This window comes from Mangrovibacter yixingensis, from assembly GCF_020523985.1.
GTDB classification, from domain to species: Bacteria; Pseudomonadota; Gammaproteobacteria; order Enterobacterales; family Enterobacteriaceae; genus Mangrovibacter; species Mangrovibacter yixingensis.
Map to the genome: position 1 here is coordinate 353,552 of NZ_JAIVKM010000001.1, position 18,357 is coordinate 371,908.

Here is an 18,357-nt window from a genome sequence, read left to right on the forward strand (position 1 = left end):
CGCTGGCCTTTTGGGGGCGGGAATATGCCCTTCTGATAGTGCCATCCTGCGCCCTGAATAGTGGGCGTGTTTTTATTTCTTTCCTGTAATTATCAGCATAAGGAACAGCCTATGGTAAGCCTGAAATCCTTTCTCCAGTATTTTCGCCATGAAGTGGAGTGTGCAATGAATGACACAGATAAAGCGCAGGCTGAACGTCTGGTCAGTGGCTTTGGTGGCCGGGATAATATCCGCCATATAGATGCCTGCCTGACACGCCTGCGGGTTACCGTGGCGCAGTTATCGCAGGTTGACTCACAGGCTCTGCAGAGCGAAGGCGCACTGGGTGTGATTATTATTGGTCACGAGGTTCATGCTATTTTCGGTACCCAGTCAGACAATTTGCGTCAACTTCTGGAAAAACATTTTTCACAGTTATGATGGTTGTTAAGCAATAATAAAAAAGCTGGTCAGGTACCAGCTTTTTTATTATTTGCCAAAAAAATAAGGCAATCAAAATAATGATTGCCCTAAAAAAACAATATGCAGTGGCTATGATGTCGGAGAAAATAACATCAAAAAAAGAGATATAATGATGATGAATCTGTCAGGTAATGCTTACCACCAGGCTTCCACCTGCACACCATAGTTCCAGGTATCGCTGGCTGTATTGTCGCGGAAGGTATCGCGTTTTTCGCCATCCGTCAGGTATGAAGCAAAAATACGCAACTCCGGGCGCGACATAAATTCAGGGCCATCCGCCAGTGCCAGAGCAATAGTGTATTTCTCGCCGCTTTGCTTGTAATTTGACCCATCGTTATATGTATCTTTTTGGTAAAAGGCACCCGCTTCACCAATCCCACGCACGTAGTTAGTGAATTGATACTGTGCACGGCCAACCAGCGAGACCATCCGGGTTTTATCTGTAGTGGCGGTAATATTGTTGGCTGAACCCCAGGTGAGCACATGGTTTATCGAGAAACGGTCAGTAATCGGAATCAGGCCCGTGTTGATAATACGGTAGCCCGTGGCGCTGCTGGTGTCATTCCACATGTCATACCAGCCACCACCCTGCGAAACCATATTCTGCGCCAGGCCTTTGTTAGCATACTGCACTACCAACTTATTGTATCCGCCGAACATATCCTGGCTGATTTCACCTGTCAGCATGACACCGTTATCTGCATCATATAACCCGCCATAGCTTTTCTGCTTGTTGGTTGGGTTAGGCATGGCGTAATCGATACCGACTTCCACCCAGGAACCCTGCCAAGGCTTTAAACCGGCATAACGTAAATCAAGGTAGTTGATGTTGACGTCATTATCATTGTCCACGCGGTAATCGACATCATTGGCATCACCCCTTATCCATGCAAAGGAAACGGCGCCCGGGCCAACGCTGTAGTTTTCAATCCCGGCACCTGCTCCGGAAATGTTCCAGTATTTTGTATCAATAATATGCAGATCATGACGCTGGTAGTAACGCTTGCCGCCCCAGATAACGGCATCTTTATCGCCAGGTACCAGACCTTTAATTTGCAGGTTTAACTGCCGTAAACCGAACTCTGCATCATCGCCAATTGTGGTTTCATTGTCATCAGAACCATCAGAAACCATGCTGACCATACTGTCCAGGTAGAAGCTGACATCATTTTTTTTATACACTTCGGAACCCAGCTCAATCTCGCCATATGTATCTGTCTCATTACCCAAACGGCCGAGTTTGTTTTTCTGCCATTCCTGCATGCCTCCATCGCTGGAAACGCCTATACCAGAGCGCAAATAGCCGTGAAAATCGATAGCGTTGTCTGCCATCGCCCAGGTTGAAGTCAGCGCTGCTGTCAACGCGACAGTGAGTGTGCGTAGCGTCGTATTCATGATACCCTCTTATTGTTTGTATTACGTTCACATAATCGATGTAATAAAATGCCTAATTATGATTTCTTTCAATTTTGAACAGGCGGTAATGTGATTTGACGCAAATAAAACAACTAGTTTTGTTATCACACGGTGAGGTTGCTCACATGTTTTTGTTATGTGAGCGTCTTACTTTTTTATTCTGTATCGGTGAGGCGGTTTTTCCTCAGGTATTTCAGACGGACGCCTGATACAATTTGATTAGTAGCCTACATGGAAATGGAAAGATGAAGTCTAAAAGTGCGACATTAGAAGATGTTGCCCGGTATGCAGGCGTCTCATACCAGACGGTCTCCCGGGTTTTGAATAAATCAGCCAATGTGTCTGAAACTACGCGCCGTAAAGTGGAGGAAGCTATTGAGGCGCTGCGCTATGTACCTAATCGACTGGCGCAGCAATTGGTGGGGAAACAAAGTAATACGATTGGCCTGGTTACCACTTCACTGGCGTTACACGCCCCTTCGCAGGTGGCTGCAGCAGTGAAACGTTACGCAAATCAGGATGGGTATCAGGTGCTGATTTCCATGATCGATGAGAACGTAGAACAAAGTATCCAGAGTGCTATTAATGAGCTGAAGTCTCAGTGGGTTGATAAAGTGATAATTAACGTGCCTCTGGAAAGCGAGAGTGCAGAAAAAATAGCTATTGAGAACGATGATATTATTTGCCTGTTTCTGGATGTGGACCCATTTAGCTCTGTGTTTAACGTTTCGTTTAATCCAGCAGATGGTACCCGTGCCAGTGTGAAATATCTCTATGAACAGGGGCATCGTGATATTGCGATACTGGCGGGGCCAGCACATTCCGTGTCAGCGCGCTTACGTTTGAAATCCTGGTGCGAGACGCTGGACGGTTATGGACTAAACCCCGTGACAGTTCTGCATGGCGACTGGGATGCCCGTAGCGGGTACGCTGGTGCACTCCAGATGTTGCGTGAAACCCCTTCATTTTCTGCGGTACTGGTCGGTAATGATCAAATGGCGCTGGGTGTACTGAGTGCGTTCCATCAGCATCAACTGAGCATTCCTGGGCAGAAATCGGTGATTGGGTATGATGATACTTGGGAAAGCTCATTCTTTTACCCTGCGTTGACCACAGTTTCTCTGGATTTAGATTTACAGGGTAAAGAAGCGGTGCGGCGTTTACTCAATGCGGGGCAGAAAGAAGACGGGCGTTCATCCTCTGTTCTTCCCGCAAAACTGGTGGTGCGTAACTCCACCGGGCCAAAGCAAGATGATACCCGTGATTTGCAGCAAATTGCCGATACACTGCGCCAGCTTGCACAGCAACTAAGCTCGTAGCGAGCCAGGAGCCCGGAATGGAGTAGTTCAGAGAGGTTACTCTGCCGGGCTACGACGCCTGTTTATCCAGACTATAAATATCGTAAAACGTCAGCATTTTTTTATTGACCAACATTTTTGCTAATAAATCTTTCTGCTGATGGCTGACATGTGAAGATGCCTGGATATCGCTTATCAGTTCTTCGGGAACAGCACGTGTGTTATACCACTCACCGTTATAACACACGCGAAAATCCAGTAGATCTATATCTTGATACCGGTAACGGGGATTAACATCGAAGAAGAAGAAACCATTGAGCAGGACAAAAAGCGCAACATGCAGCCAGACAAAATCCTGAAGTGTCGTGGATTTCACGACAACAACGAGGGTCGCTAACCATCCTGCGTACATGGCAACAAAAAGCCCCGGATAACGGCGAATAAAGCTAATACTAAAACGCGGGCGATTATCACGTTTTTCGCTATGGTTCAGTTGCTCAATGGTATTGCTCAGCAGGCGCTGAATTTCCGTCATACAAGCCTCTACAGAAAAAATTCAGGAATACTCCTGAATTGTAGAGTGGCTGAGCACGGTAACCCAGTAACAGATCCCCTGAAAATTTGCATAACAGTTGCGGGGGCAGGTAGGCAACACACAACAGCCAGTGCTACGTGGGATGTGAGTATAACCATACCGCCGGGAAACCGGTTTTTGAGCGATAACATAGAAGAACCGGGATTATGCTATCTGCAAGTTCTGAATTGTATTTGAATCAGAAAGTCACTTAGCGTACAAACTTCCATACTGAAGATGGGATTTTATCGTACAATTTATTCATCGTCAGTTCTGCAAGACGGTGATCTGCTGCTGAATAAAATACTGCCAGTTCACTATCAGAAAGTTCATATTTATTTTTCTCAATAACTCTCTCGAGGGTATCGATGGTCTGGCAGCGCCTTAAACGCATCAAATAATCAGTTTTGGTCAACGGTTTGGTGATAGACATAACTTTACCTTAAGAAATATTCTTACTAACAGGAATGGCTGACGGGGTTTTCTTTAGTCACCGTTGAAAAACACCGAAACAGGTTAAGGCCTGTTCTGCGCCACTTCTGTAAATCTTTAGCATTAATGCTATAACTGCTGAACAACATAAAAGTGTCGTCCAGATATTCATCTATTTTCTCTATCAAGTCACTATCGTCTTCGTACTTTAATTTGTAATTAAGTGCAAAGGTGGCGATATGCTCAATCAGGTCGTTCATCTGCAGGCTGGCTGGAGATGTAGGATCGTTAACCCAGGTCTGGGTACTGCCCTCGAGACTCGAGAGGCAATCATGATAAAGTGATTCACAGAGGAATTTGAGCTGTGCTATATCATGCCTTTTTGGCGAGTATTCGTCCATATGATACCCCCTTATTATCGAAAATTTTCTGATAAATACAATACTTCGGGGCTTACAAAAGAGAGCAATTGAGTTTTACATCACCTGGTTAACGATTTAACTATAAGTCACACTTAAGTAATTTTCATCTTAATAGTGTGAAAAATTACAAATAATGAGAATGTCCTCGTGTAACACAGCTTTCCCAAAAAACAGATGATTTAAAACACCTTAGCCAAAGTAGGTAGTGCTTGCTTCTTTCATGTTCAATATACAGTCTGAATCTTGAGTAATTATGTTTTTGTTGTGAATTATAAATAATGTCGGAATAATCCTGGTTTTTTACTCACTCAAAATGACTATTGGACGTAACATTATCTTACCTGACTATTTAGTCTAATTTTACCGCAATGGTTACATAAAACATAACCCGTGCCGCGCCCACTATGTCTTACAAACAACAGGCATCAGTAACACAGTGGTAAAGCAAGCAGACTAACGTAATGGCGAACAACTCAAGTAGCTATCTTTGTGCTTACCATGAAGCCCTGGCTTGTTGCTGCATTGCAACATGCAAACCTGGTATTTCTAAATATAGGCGTAAACAACACAATACTACCGGGGAAATATCGCGCAAAAATACCGCTAATTCATTTTCTCAGCAAGCAGCTGACTGTAACATAACAAGTATGTCAGGTGCGACTCATTGATGCATGTTCAGCGATTAATGGTAAAACGCCTACAGTTGTTGGCTGTTATGGGAACGAATCAAAAGCAGGAGCGGAGTAAACAGATGTGCTCAGCGAGCCAGAACGCGAGCTAAAAAATAAAGGCCGCGCAGGGCGGCCTTTGAGTCTGATGATAAACCTCATGTCCGCATAGAACGAGCGGATGTCACCCAATAAAAAACCAGGAAAATCAATTTATTGATTTTCGGCTACTAACTAAAAAGAAGGAAAAACCACGCTTTTTCCTTCTTTTTCATCAATGATAAAGGCCGCGCAGGGCGGCCTTTATAAGGAGTCACATGTTACAACTTAATGGGACTGCGGTGTTTTCTCATGGCTGTGTTCCACATCTTCACCTTTGCGGCTAAAGCGGCGGCGAACCACCACGAAGAACATGGGAACAAAGTAGATAGCCAGCAGCGTGGCAGAAATCATCCCACCAAACACACCGGTACCTACCGCGTTTTGCGCACCGGAACCAGCACCGGAGCTCAGTACCAGAGGCAGAACCCCAAGGATAAATGCCAGCGAGGTCATCAGAATAGGGCGCAGACGCATACGAACAGCATCCAGAGTTGCTTCTACCAGACCTTTGCCTTCTTTTTCCATAAGGTCTTTGGCGAACTCAACAATCAAGATGGCGTTCCTCGCCGATACCCCAATGGTTGTCAGCAAACCGACCTGGAAGTAAACATCGTTATTCAGGCCACGCAGAGAAGCTGCAAGTAACGCACCTACAACCCCCAACGGTACTACCAGCATTACTGAGAACGGTATCGACCAGCTTTCGTACAGAGCGGCAAGGCACAGGAACACCACAATCAGTGAAATGGCGTAAAGTGCCGGAGCCTGGTTACCAGACAGACGTTCCTGGTAAGACATCCCCGTCCAGTCGTAGCCAATACCTGCAGGTAATTTACTTGCCAATTGCTCCATCAGCGCCATAGCTTCACCGGTACTTTTACCCGGTGCTGGCTGCCCTAAAATTTCCATTGAAGGCAAACCATTATAACGTTCCAGGCGAGGAGAACCGTATTCCCAGCGGGCTGTTGCGAATGCAGAGAACGGCACCATTTGGCCATCGCTACCTCGTACATACCAGTAATTCAAATCGCTGGGCAGCATGCGGTATTTGGCATCAGACATCACATACACTTTCTTCACACGCCCGCGGTCGATGAAGTCGTTAACGTAACTTCCCCCCCAGGCCGCACCAAGCGTGGTGTTGATATCACTGATGCTTACCCCAAGCGCCATCGCTTTTTCCTGATCGATGTCGATTTTGTACTGCGGGGTATCTTCCAGGCCGTTAGGGCGCACACCAACCAGCGTATCCGGGTGTTGAGCAATCATGCCAAACAACTGGTTACGCGCCTGCATCAGTTTATCGTGCCCCAGTCCACCCTGGTCAATAAGTTCGAAGTCAAAACCAGTCGCTGTACCCAGTTCCACAATTGCTGGAAGGTTAAACGCGAAAACCATGGCATCTTTGATCTGCGAAAACGCAGCACTGGCTCGTGCGGCAATAGCCGGAACTTTATTCGCTTCACCCGGGCGTTCAGACCAGTCTTTCAGCGAAACAAACGCAATACCGGTATTCTGGCCACGGCCAGCAAAACCAAAACCATTAACCGTGAACACAGAGTTGACGTTGTCTTTCTCTTTGGTCAGGTAATAATTTGTGACTTCATCCAGCACTTTCTGCGTTCGTTCCTGAGTCGCCCCTGCTGGCAATTGCGCCATGGTGAGGAATACCCCCTGATCTTCGTCAGGCAGGAATGAACTGGGCAGGCGCAGGAACAGCCAGGCCATACCAACAACAATAACCAAATACAGTACCAGGTAACGGCCTGTGCTCTGAAGAATATTCGCTACACTATTGGTGTAGTGGTGCGTACTCTTCGTGAACATATTGTTGAACCAGCCAAAGAAACCTTTTGTTGCCCCATGGTCGCCTTTTTTAATCGGCTTGAGCATGGTGGCACACAGTGCTGGAGTAAGGATCATGGCTACCAGAACCGACAGAACCATCGCCGAAACGATTGTTATAGAGAACTGGCGGTAAATGGCCCCGGTGGAGCCACCAAAAAATGCCATAGGAATAAATACAGCGGACAGCACCAACGCAATACCAACCAGCGCGCCCTGTATTTGCTCCATTGAACGTTTTGTTGCTTCTTTTGGTGGCAGCCCTTCTTCCGACATAACACGCTCGACGTTCTCCACCACAACGATGGCGTCATCCACCAATAGCCCTATCGCCAGGACCATGGCGAACATCGTTAGTGTGTTTATCGAGAAGCCGAAAGCGGAAAGGATGGCAAATGTCCCCAGTAAGACGACAGGGACCGCGATGGTAGGAATCAGTGTTGCCCGGAAGTTCTGCAAGAACAGATACATAACCAGGAACACCAGCACAATGGCTTCTACCAGCGTTTTAACCACTTCTTTAATGGAGATTTTTACGAACGGCGTTGTATCGTAGGGATAAACGACTTTCAGCCCATGAGGGAAGAACGGTTGTAGTTTATCGATAGTCGCACGAACGGCAGCAGCAGTATCCAGTGCGTTGGCACCGGTTGCCAGCTTGATCCCAAGGCCTGCGGCCGGTTTGCCGTTATAGCGGGCGATAACATCATAGCTTTCACCACCCAGCTCAACTTTTGCCACATCTTTCAGGCGAACTTGTGAGCCATCCTGATTTACTTTCAGCAAAATATTACCGAATTGTTCAGGAGAGTTAAGACGGGTTTGCGCAATAATAGAGGCGTTAAGTTGTTGGCCTTTAACCGGCGGAGTGCCCCCTAACTGACCTGCGGCTACCTGCGCGTTTTGTGCGGTGATAGCACTGATAACATCCACAGGTGTAAGCTGGAAGTTATTCAGTTTGTTCGGGTCCATCCATATGCGCATTGCATATTGGGCACCAAACAACTGGACATCACCCACGCCAGAAGTACGGCTGACGGGATCTTTGATATTTGAACCTACATAGTCGGCAATATCATCCTGTGTCATTGAGCCGTCAGTGCTGATCATCGCCATTACCATCAAGAAGCTACTGGACGATTTTTCAACACTCACACCTTGCTGCTGAACTTCCTGCGGAAGCAGCGGCATTGCCAATTGCAGTTTGTTCTGAACCTGTACCTGGGCAATATCCGGGTCAGTGTCAGAATCAAATGTCAGGGTGATTTGCACAGTACCAGAGGAATCGCTGGTAGAAGACATATACATCATACCATCGATACCGTTCATATTCTGTTCGATGACCTGAGTAACTGTATCCTGTACCGTTTTAGCATCCGCACCTGGGTAAGTTGCTGTAATCTGAATTGCCGGAGGCGCAATCGTTGGATATTGCGCTATAGGCAGTTTCAGGATAGCAAGTGCCCCTGCGAGCATGATGATAATTGCGATTACCCAGGCAAAAATTGGGCGATCGATAAAAAACTTAGCCATGTCTTAACGGCTCCTGTTTTAGTTAAGACGGATTTATTCTGACGTTTTTTCCTGAGCTTTATCGCTGGCTTTCTCGTCAGTTGTGACTTCTTGCGCAGTCACCGTGGCACCAGGTTTGACTTTCTGCAGCCCTTCGATTATCACGCGATCACCTGCCTGAAGTCCTTTCGTAACGAGCCATTTATCGCCAATAGCCTGGCTTGCAGTTACCTGACGCACTTCCACTTTGTTGTCTTTATCAACAACCATAGCGGTAGCATCACCACGCGGTGTATGCGTTACGCCTTGCTGTGGAACAAGCAGAGCATTTGGACGGACACCTTCTTCCAGACGAGCGCGAACAAACATTCCAGGGAGTAACGTGTGATCAGGATTAGGGAAAATAGCGCGCAAAGTAATCGTGCCTGTTGTTTCGTCGACAGTAACATCAGAGAATTCAAGTGTGCCGCTTCGCGGGTATGTGAAACCTTCTGTTGTGGTAAGGTCGACTTTAGCTTTACCGTTCTCTTGTTTCAGCGTGCCGTCTTCAAGCTCTTGTTTCAGACGCAGAAAATCATTACTGGATTGAGTGACATCAACATAAATAGGGTCAAGTTGCTGCACAGTAGACAATGCGGTGCTTTGCCCACTTTGTACCAGTGCTCCTTCCGTCACAGAGGATTTTCCAATACGCCCACTGATAGGCGAGGTGACTTTTGTATAGGCGAGATTGATGCGCGCAGTTTCAACTGCGGCTTTTGCCGCCAGTACCGAAGCATTAGCCTGTTGTAAGGTTGACTGTGCTGTGTCGTAGTCTTGTTGGCTAATATATTTGGTGCCCAGCAGCGGTTGGTAACGTTTCAACGTCAGTCTGGCAATATTGGCTGCAGCTTCTGCTTTCGCTAAATCACCTTTTGCACTGTCATAAGCGGCTTGATAAGTGGCAGGATCAATCTGGTAAAGCGACTCACCCGCTTTAACGTCACTTCCTTCAACAAAATTACGTTTAAGGATTATCCCGCTTACTTGAGGGCGAACCTCAGCAACCCGGAACGCACTGGTACGGCCTGGGAGTTCAGTCGTAATTTGCAAGGGTTCAGTTTTCAGCGTTACCACACCAACAGCTGGAGCACCTGCTGCTTGTTGCTGGTCCTGTTTATTATCACATCCTGTAAGCGCTAAGCTGCCTGAAAGCATCAGAACCATCGCCAGAGGCGTTAACCCTCTGTTTTTGTTCATAGGTAAACCTCGAGTGTCCGATTTCAAAGTTGATCAATGGAACGCTAACGCTTGTCCATAATCCCATTGCTGCGTTTCTATTTAGAACATGTTATGTTACATACATTCAAAAATGTATGTAAGTCTTACCCCTGTAAATTCACCGACATATGGCACGAAAAACCAAACAGCAAGCGATGGAGACCCGGCAGCAGATTTTGGATGCGGCAATTCGCTTGTTTTCACAGTACGGCGTCTCGGCAACATCCCTTGCTGATATAGCTAAAGAGGCTGGTGTGACCCGGGGTGCAATTTATTGGCATTTCAAAAATAAGGCAGATGTTTTTAATGAAATTTGGGCTTTAACCGATTCAACAATAAACGACTTAGAGATTGAGTATCGGGCAAAATTCCCTGATGATCCACTTTCTGTGATGCGTGAATTATTGGTTTATCTTCTGGAAGCAACAGTCGAAGATGAACGTCGCCGTTCCATGATGGAGATAATCTTTCACAAGTGCGAATTTGTTGGTGAAATGATTTCCGCCCACCAGGCAAAACAAGACATCTATGTTCAGGAATATGAGCGTATCGAAAACGCAATAATCCAGTGTATGAATGCCGGGTTACTTCCCGCAAATTTGCTCTCCAGGCGTGCCGCTATTTTAATGCGTAGTTATATGTGCGGGTTAATGGAAAGCTGGTTGTTTGCCCCGGAAACCTTTGATTTAAAAGCTGAAGCTCGTGTCTATGTTGATGTGTTACTGGAAATGTACCAGCATTGTACAAGTTTACAATCCGGGCTTCATTAATATCAGTATTTCTTCATGTAAACTATCGCAGAATACGCAGCATTGATGACACCAGCATGAAACTGTCTGCACCTGGGTGAAGTTTCAGACTTCACCTGGCTTATCCCTTAAGCATTCACTATTCCACAAACAGAAGGCGTGGTATTCTGCGTGCCTTATCATAGAAACTTGAGTGCGATTCCGCCAGCCGTTTCATCTATTACACATCCAGAAATTATGCAACTTACACGAATTGTCAGAAAAGCAGCCTGTGTTGTTCTTTTGCTTTGTTGCGGCGTTTTTGCCGGCATTGTGCCGTTTGCCAGCGCGCAAACTAACAGTGATGTGCCGACCAAAACCGATGTACAAAATCAGATTAATACACTTAACAAACAAAAGGATTTATCTGCTGAGGAAAAGCTAAGCCTGGCTGACCTGAATAAAACCCTGGATGTCCTGGCGAAAATCGACCAGGTGAAACAGGATGCCGATGCCCTGCGCCAACAAATTGCTCAGGCGCCGGACAAAATGAATAAAGCGGAAGAGTCCCTTGCCGCACTGGCAAATACTTCCAGTGATGAGGATCAGGCAAAGTATTACGCCAAACTCTCTATGCGGTCCCTTGAAAGTAAAATGGGGAGCCTGCTGGATAATTTGCAGTCAGCACAAACGCAGTTATCTAGCATTAACAGCCAGTTAGTTGCATTGCAGACCCAGCCTGAGCGGGTGCAGAACGCTCTGTTTAATGCATCTCAACAGTTACAACAAATTCAGGCCGAGTTAGGCGGTAATAGCCCGGATGGCACACAGCTTCGCCAGACTCAACAAGGGTTATTGCTGGCACAACAGGCATTATTAAATGCGCAAATTGATGAACAGCGTAAAAGTTTGTCTGGCAATACAGTTTTGCAGGATTCATTGCAAAAGCAGCGTGACTACAACACGCAATATATCAATAAGCTTCAGCATGACCTGCAACTGATACAGACCGCCATCAGCCATAAACGTTTATCGCTCACAGAACAAACAGCCCAGGAAGCTGCCACTACAGATGAAGCCAGCGTCATTCAGAATAACCCACTAGTCAAACAAGAACTGGCCATAAACCGCCAACTGAGTGACCGGTTGATTAAAGCGACACAGGAAGGCAACGAACTGGTTCAGCAAAATATTCGGGTGAAAAACTGGCTCGACCGTGCAGTTCAGGCCGAGCACAACCTGAAAGAGCAAATTGCCATGTTGAAGGGGAGTTTGCTGCTCTCACGCATTTTGTATCAGCAGCAACAGTCTTTACCGCGGGCGGATGATCTTGAAGATATGACCAACCAGATTGCCGACCTGCGCCTTGAACAGTTTGATGTTGGCCAGAAACGTGATGCATTGCTGCAAAGCGATAACTACATCGCGACAATTGAAGCGGGCCATAAAGATGAAGTAAGCGATGAAGTTAATGACGCACTAAGCCAGGTGCTCGATTCCCGTAAGGACTTGCTGGACCAGTTAAACAAGCAACTGGGTAACCAGTTGATGATGGCGATTGCGTTGCAAATAAATCAGCAACAATTGATGAGCGTATCTACTCGCTTACAGAAAACGGTAACGCAGCAGATCTTTTGGGTGAACAGTAATAAGCCCATGAACTGGAGTTGGGTGACTGCTTTCCCTGAAGCACTCAAAACGCAACTTGGCCAGTTGAAAATCACTGCAAGCAACTGGAACCTTACCACTGTGCTGGTTGCTTTACTGGCCAGTCTTCCCTGGTTGTTACTGGCAGGAATTATTCGCTGGCGTTTCCGATGGGTGAATAACACTCTGGCGAAACTAAGCGCCAACGTTGGTCAACTGCGTAACGACAGCCAGTTGCATACCCCCAAAGCCATACTGCTTACCTTGTTTAAGGCGCTGCCTTTGTGCCTGGTTATTATTGCCTGCGGCTGGTGCATTCTGTTTTTACAACTCAACATCAGTGAACTGATATGGAGCTTCAGTAAAGAGCTGGCGGTTTATTTGCTGGTCTTTGGCTTGTCCTGGCGCATTCTGGATACAGATGGTGTAGCAGTAAAACACTTTATGATGCCGGTAAACCTGACCAGCCATTATCGCCGCCAGATAATTCGTATCAGCATTGCTTTACTGCCTTTACTGTTCTGGTCTGTGGTGGGCGAATTGTCACCACTGCACCTGATGGATGACGTTCTTGGGCAGTCCATCATTCTGCTTAATTTACTGCTTATTGCCGGGTTGGTATGGCCAATGTGCCGTGACAGCTGGCGCGATAAAGAATCGCACTCAATAAGGTTGATTACTGTATCCATACTGGCTCTGGTACCAATCGGATTACTGGTACTGACAGTGATGGGCTATTTCTATACCACTTTGCGCCTGGCTAACCGCTGGATTGATACCGTCTATCTGGTCATCTTGTGGAACTTACTTTACCAGACAGTGCTGCGTGGGTTGAGCGTGGCTGCGCGGCGTATTGCTTATCGGCGTGCACTGGCCCGTCGACAAAATATGGTGAAAGAAGGGGCGGAAGGTGCAGAGCCTGTTGAAGAGCCGCCATTGGGCCTGGACCAAATTAACCAGCAAACACTGCGTATCACAACATTATTGATGTTTGCGTTGTTTGGGCTGCTCTTTTGGATGATTTGGTCAGACTTAATTACTGTCTTTGCTTACCTGGACAGTATTGTATTGTGGCATTCCAGTGGCACTGAGGCTGGCAGCGCTGTTATCAGGAATGTTACCCTGGGCAGTTTACTGTTTGCGGTTATTGCCACGGTGGTGGCCTGGGCATTAATCCGCAACTTACCAGGCTTGCTGGAAGTATTGGTGTTGTCGCGGCTTAACATGCGCCAGGGTTCTTCCTACGCCATAACCACCATTTTGAATTACATAATAATTGCTGTTGGCACTATGTCAGTCTTTGGTGCGTTGGGCGTTTCCTGGGACAAACTGCAATGGCTGGCAGCAGCGTTGTCGGTTGGTCTGGGTTTTGGTTTACAGGAGATCTTCGGTAACTTTGTATCTGGCCTGATAATCCTGTTCGAGCGCCCGGTCCGCATCGGCGATACTATCACTATCGGATCCTTCTCCGGGTCAGTAAGTAAGATCCGTATTCGTGCCACGACTATTACGGATTTTGATCGTAAAGAAGTGATCATCCCTAATAAAGCGTTTGTCACCGAGCGGCTTATCAACTGGTCACTGTCAGATACAATTACGCGTGTAGTGATAAGTCTTGGCGTAGCTTATGGATCGGATCTGGATAAAGTGAAGGCGGTGTTGCTACAGGCGGCAATGGAGCATCCCAAAGTGATGCGCGATCCTGAACCAGCCGTTTTCTTCACGACATTCGGTGCCAGTACACTGGATCATGAATTGCGTCTGTATGTACGTGAATTGCGTGATCGTAGCTATACCGTGGATGAACTGAACCGGGCGATTGACAGGCTTTGCCGTGAAAATGGAATAGAAATTGCCTTCAACCAGCTAGATGTTCACTTGTATAACAATAATGGCGATACAGTAACGGAAGTCAGCCGTTCATTGGATAACAACGAACCGAAAAACAGTACACCAGGGCCTGTACAAAATAACTGAGTGCTGTCGCGCAGGGGGCTTCACGCTTCCTGCGCTTTGCGTTCAAAATCTTTACGCACCATCTCCAGCGCAGAAAGCACCACTTCTGGTGCAATATTGCTTTCTTCCAGCAGCATAATTAAGTCAACAGCCAGTTTGACATCGTCAGGGGCATTTTCCAGCGACATATTATCTCCCGATGTTAGGGCCGGGTAACCCGGCACAGTTATTTTGTGTGCAATAAACGTTAATGTGCTACCGAATTACGCGGTCCAGCGCATCTTCTAAGCGCTCAAGTGCTGCCCGGCAACGAGCAAGTCTACCTTCCAGCGCTGTTTTTTCTCGTAATAATTGTTGTTGTTCAGTGAGCATAGCCGCATTGGCGAGTTGAGCTTCGCGGGAGAGCAGCATTTCAACCAGGCGCCTTTCATAGTCCTGGTGCTTAAGAAGATTGTTACGCAGTGCTGATGCACCTCGATGCGCGCTATCATACTGGCGTAAAGGCCAGGTGGCGGCTTCTCGCTGCAACGCCGAAATCTGGCCCACTAAGCGTTCGGCAATCCAGGCTGTTTGGACTGCATCACCCTCCTGTGCAACAGTACGCAAACGGCGTAAATTTTCTTGCGCTTCGCCCAGATAATCCCGTATTTGTGTACTCTTGGTTAAGAACAGTTGTTTGTCGAAACGGGCAGATAATGAACGGTGTGCTGCCAGTGGCGACAACTGGTGGGCTAACTCAGCAAATTGGTGTTCAAGCTGGCTTAGCAGCGCGTCCTGTTTCATAAATTCTCCGTGCCCTCTATAAACACAAGGTGCAGAAGGGAAGGTTGAACATGTTGAGGCTTATTTTAATCATGTCCGGCTGGTTATCGGTAGCACTTGCTATATTGGGGGTGGTATTGCCGCTATTACCCACCACGCCTTTTGTGCTGCTGGCTGCCTGGTGTTTTGCTCGCTCCTCTCCCCGTTTTCACCATTGGCTATTATACCGCTCGTGGTTCGGTGGCTATCTACGCCATTGGCAACAATACAGGGCCATGCCACCAGGTGCAAAGCCGCGGGCTATTGCTTTGGTTGCTGTGACGTTTGCGGTTTCATTGTGGGTGGTTAAGCTTTGGTGGGTAAGAGGAATATTAGTGGTGATTATGCTGTTGCTTTTTATTTTTCTCTGCCGTATTCCTGTTGTTGATGAAAAACAACAAAAAAGCTAAACGCCTGTCTCAGGAGTTGCAATTACGCCCCACAGACAGTAAATTCGAGCGTTTTCGAGCACAGGGCGCGCTGGTTATTGTGTAACCAGCCGGGCATATGCCTGTTTGCGCTCTGTGAGTAACACCGTTTTTATCAGGCAACTACCTATGACCGCAACTGCGCAACAGCTTGAATATCTTAAAAACAGCATTAAAAGCATTCAGGATTATCCAAAACCGGGGATTCTGTTCCGTGATGTCACCAGTTTGCTGGAAGATCCGAAAGCTTTTGCCCTCAGCATTGATCTGATTGTTGAGCGTTTCAAACAGGCCGGTATTACCAAGGTTGTTGGTACCGAAGCCCGTGGCTTTTTGTTTGGTGCTCCTGTAGCACTGGGCCTGGGGGTTGGGTTTGTTCCTGTGCGTAAGCCTGGCAAATTGCCACGTAAAACTCTCAGTGAAACCTATGAACTGGAATACGGCACGGACAAGCTGGAAATCCATACTGATGCAATCAAAGCAGGCGACCGGGTGCTGGTGGTTGATGACTTGCTGGCTACTGGCGGTACTATTGATGCCACGGTTAAATTGATTCGCCAGCTTGGCGGAGAAGTAACTGATGCCGCGTTTATCATTAACCTGTTTGATTTGGGTGGCGAACAACGTCTTGCTGATGTTGGTGTGGCCTCCTTTAGCCTGGTGCCTTTCCCGGGGCACTAATTCGTGAGACGGAGCCTCGCTCATTCGGCGGGGCTTATGTTACATTACCCAACCTGAATTCACCTTCCCGCTAAGTCGAGCCTATCTCTGATGAGTTACCAGGTACTGGCGCGTAAATGGCGCCCCCAAACATTTGCAGATGTAGTGGGTCAGGAACATGTCCTGACTGCGCTGGCTAATGGCCTGTCATTGGGCCGTATTCATCATGCCTGGCTATTTTCAGGCACGCGAGGCGTGGGGAAAACCTCTATTGCCCGCTTGCTTGCGAAGGGACTGAATTGCGAAAAAGGTATAACGGCAACACCTTGTGGTGTTTGCCAAAACTGCCGGGAAATAGAGCAGGGGCGTTTTGTCGACCTGATAGAAATAGACGCCGCATCCCGAACTAAAGTTGAAGATACACGTGATTTGCTGGACAACGTTCAGTACGCACCAACTCGCGGTCGCTTCAAAGTCTACCTGATAGACGAAGTGCACATGCTTTCTCGCCACAGTTTTAATGCGTTACTGAAAACGCTGGAAGAGCCACCACCGCACGTTAAGTTTTTGTTGGCCACGACGGACCCACAAAAATTACCAGTCACGATCCTGTCCCGCTGCCTGCAGTTTCACCTTAAGGCGCTGGATGTTGAGCAAATTCGCCACCAACTTGAGCGAATTCTCACCGCAGAGCAGATTGAATTCGAAAACCGTGCATTACAACTGCTTTCACGCGCAGCAGATGGCAGTTTGCGTGATGCTTTGAGCCTGACAGATCAGGCCATTGCCAGTGGTGAAGGTAAAGTAACTACCCTTGCCGTTAGCACTATGCTGGGCACACTGGATGATTTCCAGGCGTTGAATTTACTCGATGCCTTATTACAGGCTGACGGGCAACGGGTGATGACCCAGGTCGCGGAAGCGGGTACGCGCGGAGTGGAGTGGGAAGCATTACTGGTGGATATGCTCAGCCACTTGCATCGCATCGCCATGTTGCAACTCTCTCCCTCTGTACCGCCTTTGGAAAATGATGCTGAAGAGCAACGACTGCGTGAACTGGCGCGCCTGATTCCTCCCGGTGATGTTCAGCTCTTTTATCAAACACTGTTGATAGGGCGCAAAGAACTTCCCTGGGCACCAGACCGTCGCATGGGCGTTGAAATGGCGCTGTTACGGGCTTTAGCATTCCACCCGCAAGCGCCAATTGCACAGCCAGAACCTTCAGGCCAGTCTGGTCAGGGCTTGGGTCATTATCCGCAAGCAGAATCTGTTCAATCCGCTCCACATGCCGGGGCTTCTGTGCCACCAGCACCGTCAGCACCACAGGCACCAGTACAACAGGCACCAGTACAACATGCTCCGGCCCATGGTGAAGGGCAGGTTTCCAGTGCAGTAAGCCAGGTATTACAGGCGCGCAACCAGTTGCAACGCCAGCAGGGAGATAACCCATCAAAAAAGCGTGAACCGGCAGCGTCAGGCAGAGCGCGGCCGGTGAACACCTCAGCGCTTGAGCGGCTGGCTGCAGTGACTGATCGCGTACAGTCTCGGCCTGCAGCAGAGAGTGCAGCAGCAAAACCGGCCAAAAAAGAAGCGTATCGCTGGAAAGCGCAAAGCGCACCAGCCGTTGCGGCTGAACCGGTAGCGACGCCAAAAGCACTTCGCAGCGCCCTGGAGCATGAGAAAACGCCGGAACTGGCTATAAAACTTGCTCAGGAAGCGGTAGAACGTGATGAATGGGCAGCACAAGTGCAACAACTCAATGTGCCAAAATTAGTTCAGCAACTCGCGTTGAATGCATGGCATGAGCAGGAGGGTAACCAGGTGTTATTGCATCTGCGCCCGAGCCAGCGCCACTTGAATTCAGCTTCTGCCCAGCAAAGTCTGCAAGAAGCAATGCGGGTTCTTACTGGTCAACCCATTGAATTGACCATAATAGAAGATGATAATCTCGCGCAACGGACGCCACTGGAGTGGCGCCAGGCCATTTATGAAGAAAAACTGGCCCAGGCGCGCGAGGCGATTCTGGCGGATAATAATATCCAGACACTTCGGCGTTTCTTCGATGCCGATCTTGACGAAGATAGTATCCGCCCCATTTGATGTGCAGGATGCCTGCATAAGTCAACCTTAACTGCCGTAAACCGCC

15 protein-coding genes and 1 other annotated feature are annotated in these 18,357 nt (G+C 47.8%); of the genes, 7 read left to right on the top strand and 8 right to left on the bottom strand.

Going from position 1 to position 18,357, the window contains the following annotated elements:
- Window positions 1-111 precede the first annotated feature (111 nt).
- A complete protein-coding gene (locus LC084_RS01675; protein WP_226568793.1) occupies window positions 112-420 on the top strand; it encodes a glucose PTS transporter subunit EIIB in 309 nt (102 codons plus the stop codon).
- 177 nt (window positions 421-597) lie between these two features.
- On the opposite strand, the gene LC084_RS01680 is transcribed toward LC084_RS01675, so the two are convergent.
- Window positions 598-1,857, bottom strand: a complete 1,260-nt coding sequence (locus tag LC084_RS01680; RefSeq protein WP_226568795.1) for a maltoporin — start codon at window positions 1,855-1,857, stop codon at window positions 598-600.
- 266 nt (window positions 1,858-2,123) lie between these two features.
- On the opposite strand from LC084_RS01680, the gene LC084_RS01685 reads away from it, so the two are divergent.
- Window positions 2,124-3,197: a LacI family DNA-binding transcriptional regulator gene (locus tag LC084_RS01685; RefSeq protein WP_226568797.1), complete on the top strand. Its 1,074-nt coding sequence runs from the start codon at window positions 2,124-2,126 to the stop codon at window positions 3,195-3,197.
- Window positions 3,198-3,246: 49 nt separating this feature from the next.
- On the opposite strand, the gene LC084_RS01690 is transcribed toward LC084_RS01685, so the two are convergent.
- The 5 genes from LC084_RS01690 to LC084_RS01710 all read right to left on the bottom strand — a co-directional run bounded on the left by LC084_RS01690 (window position 3,247) and on the right by LC084_RS01710 (window position 9,970).
- On the bottom strand, window positions 3,247-3,711 hold the full coding sequence (locus LC084_RS01690) for a YlaC family protein (RefSeq protein ID WP_226568799.1): 465 nt from the start codon (window positions 3,709-3,711) through the stop codon (window positions 3,247-3,249).
- Window positions 3,712-3,961: 250 nt separating this feature from the next.
- On the bottom strand, window positions 3,962-4,183 hold the full coding sequence (locus LC084_RS01695; protein WP_036110043.1) for an HHA domain-containing protein: 222 nt from the start codon (window positions 4,181-4,183) through the stop codon (window positions 3,962-3,964).
- Between the two features lie 25 nt (window positions 4,184-4,208).
- Window positions 4,209-4,583: an Hha toxicity modulator TomB gene (tomB, locus tag LC084_RS01700; protein ID WP_226568801.1), complete on the bottom strand. Its 375-nt coding sequence runs from the start codon at window positions 4,581-4,583 to the stop codon at window positions 4,209-4,211.
- 1,016 nt (window positions 4,584-5,599) lie between these two features.
- Window positions 5,600-8,752, bottom strand: coding sequence for a multidrug efflux RND transporter permease subunit AcrB (gene acrB, locus LC084_RS01705; RefSeq protein ID WP_226568803.1), 3,153 nt, complete (start codon window positions 8,750-8,752; stop codon window positions 5,600-5,602).
- 33 nt (window positions 8,753-8,785) lie between these two features.
- Window positions 8,786-9,970, bottom strand: coding sequence for an efflux RND transporter periplasmic adaptor subunit (locus tag LC084_RS01710; protein WP_226568804.1), 1,185 nt, complete (start codon window positions 9,968-9,970; stop codon window positions 8,786-8,788).
- Window positions 9,971-10,119: 149 nt separating this feature from the next.
- Here LC084_RS01710 and acrR point away from each other — a divergent pair, with 149 nt between their 5' ends.
- The gene (acrR, locus tag LC084_RS01715; RefSeq protein WP_226568806.1) at window positions 10,120-10,761 is read left to right on the top strand and encodes a multidrug efflux transporter transcriptional repressor AcrR; all 642 of its coding nucleotides are present in this window, start codon (window positions 10,120-10,122) and stop codon (window positions 10,759-10,761) included.
- 216 nt (window positions 10,762-10,977) lie between these two features.
- The gene (gene mscK / locus LC084_RS01720; RefSeq protein ID WP_226568808.1) at window positions 10,978-14,343 is read left to right on the top strand and encodes a mechanosensitive channel MscK; all 3,366 of its coding nucleotides are present in this window, start codon (window positions 10,978-10,980) and stop codon (window positions 14,341-14,343) included.
- A 20-nt stretch (window positions 14,344-14,363) separates the two neighbouring features.
- On the opposite strand, the gene rsmS is transcribed toward mscK, so the two are convergent.
- Both rsmS and priC read right to left on the bottom strand, forming a co-directional pair.
- Window positions 14,364-14,510 carry a pleiotropic regulatory protein RsmS gene (gene rsmS, locus LC084_RS01725; protein WP_226568810.1) on the bottom strand — a complete coding sequence of 49 codons (147 nt, stop codon included), beginning with the start codon at window positions 14,508-14,510 and terminating at the stop codon, window positions 14,364-14,366.
- Window positions 14,511-14,577: 67 nt separating this feature from the next.
- Window positions 14,578-15,105 carry a primosomal replication protein PriC gene (gene priC / locus LC084_RS01730; RefSeq protein WP_226568812.1) on the bottom strand — a complete coding sequence of 176 codons (528 nt, stop codon included), beginning with the start codon at window positions 15,103-15,105 and terminating at the stop codon, window positions 14,578-14,580.
- 50 nt (window positions 15,106-15,155) lie between these two features.
- Here priC and LC084_RS01735 point away from each other — a divergent pair, with 50 nt between their 5' ends.
- The 3 genes from LC084_RS01735 to dnaX all read left to right on the top strand — a co-directional run bounded on the left by LC084_RS01735 (window position 15,156) and on the right by dnaX (window position 18,311).
- Window positions 15,156-15,533, top strand: coding sequence for a DUF454 family protein (locus tag LC084_RS01735; protein WP_226568814.1), 378 nt, complete (start codon window positions 15,156-15,158; stop codon window positions 15,531-15,533).
- A 147-nt stretch (window positions 15,534-15,680) separates the two neighbouring features.
- On the top strand, window positions 15,681-16,232 hold the full coding sequence (gene apt, locus LC084_RS01740; protein WP_226568816.1) for an adenine phosphoribosyltransferase: 552 nt from the start codon (window positions 15,681-15,683) through the stop codon (window positions 16,230-16,232).
- Between the two features lie 90 nt (window positions 16,233-16,322).
- Window positions 16,323-18,311 carry a DNA polymerase III subunit gamma/tau gene (gene dnaX, locus LC084_RS01745; protein WP_226568818.1) on the top strand — a complete coding sequence of 663 codons (1,989 nt, stop codon included), beginning with the start codon at window positions 16,323-16,325 and terminating at the stop codon, window positions 18,309-18,311.
- Window positions 17,644-17,708, top strand: a sequence feature (DnaX frameshifting element). It overlaps the preceding gene by 65 nt.
- Window positions 18,312-18,357 lie beyond the last annotated feature (46 nt).

What these genes read in the sequence shown, in the direction of transcription:
- acrB (WP_226568803.1), bottom strand. Translation starts at nt 8,752, where the DNA reads ATGGCTAAGTTTTTTATCGATCGCCCAATTTTTGCCTGGGTAATCGCA.
- mscK (WP_226568808.1), top strand. Translation starts at nt 10,978, where the DNA reads ATGCAACTTACACGAATTGTCAGAAAAGCAGCCTGTGTTGTTCTTTTG.
- LC084_RS01680 (WP_226568795.1), bottom strand. Translation starts at nt 1,857, where the DNA reads ATGAATACGACGCTACGCACACTCACTGTCGCGTTGACAGCAGCGCTG.
- tomB (WP_226568801.1), bottom strand. Translation starts at nt 4,583, where the DNA reads ATGGACGAATACTCGCCAAAAAGGCATGATATAGCACAGCTCAAATTC.
- LC084_RS01695 (WP_036110043.1), bottom strand. Translation starts at nt 4,183, where the DNA reads ATGTCTATCACCAAACCGTTGACCAAAACTGATTATTTGATGCGTTTA.
- acrR (WP_226568806.1), top strand. Translation starts at nt 10,120, where the DNA reads ATGGCACGAAAAACCAAACAGCAAGCGATGGAGACCCGGCAGCAGATT.
- dnaX (WP_226568818.1), top strand. Translation starts at nt 16,323, where the DNA reads ATGAGTTACCAGGTACTGGCGCGTAAATGGCGCCCCCAAACATTTGCA.
- rsmS (WP_226568810.1), bottom strand. Translation starts at nt 14,510, where the DNA reads ATGTCGCTGGAAAATGCCCCTGACGATGTCAAACTGGCTGTTGACTTA.
- LC084_RS01735 (WP_226568814.1), top strand. Translation starts at nt 15,156, where the DNA reads ATGTTGAGGCTTATTTTAATCATGTCCGGCTGGTTATCGGTAGCACTT.
- LC084_RS01690 (WP_226568799.1), bottom strand. Translation starts at nt 3,711, where the DNA reads ATGACGGAAATTCAGCGCCTGCTGAGCAATACCATTGAGCAACTGAAC.
- priC (WP_226568812.1), bottom strand. Translation starts at nt 15,105, where the DNA reads ATGAAACAGGACGCGCTGCTAAGCCAGCTTGAACACCAATTTGCTGAG.
- LC084_RS01685 (WP_226568797.1), top strand. Translation starts at nt 2,124, where the DNA reads ATGAAGTCTAAAAGTGCGACATTAGAAGATGTTGCCCGGTATGCAGGC.
- apt (WP_226568816.1), top strand. Translation starts at nt 15,681, where the DNA reads ATGACCGCAACTGCGCAACAGCTTGAATATCTTAAAAACAGCATTAAA.
- LC084_RS01675 (WP_226568793.1), top strand. Translation starts at nt 112, where the DNA reads ATGGTAAGCCTGAAATCCTTTCTCCAGTATTTTCGCCATGAAGTGGAG.
- LC084_RS01710 (WP_226568804.1), bottom strand. Translation starts at nt 9,970, where the DNA reads ATGAACAAAAACAGAGGGTTAACGCCTCTGGCGATGGTTCTGATGCTT.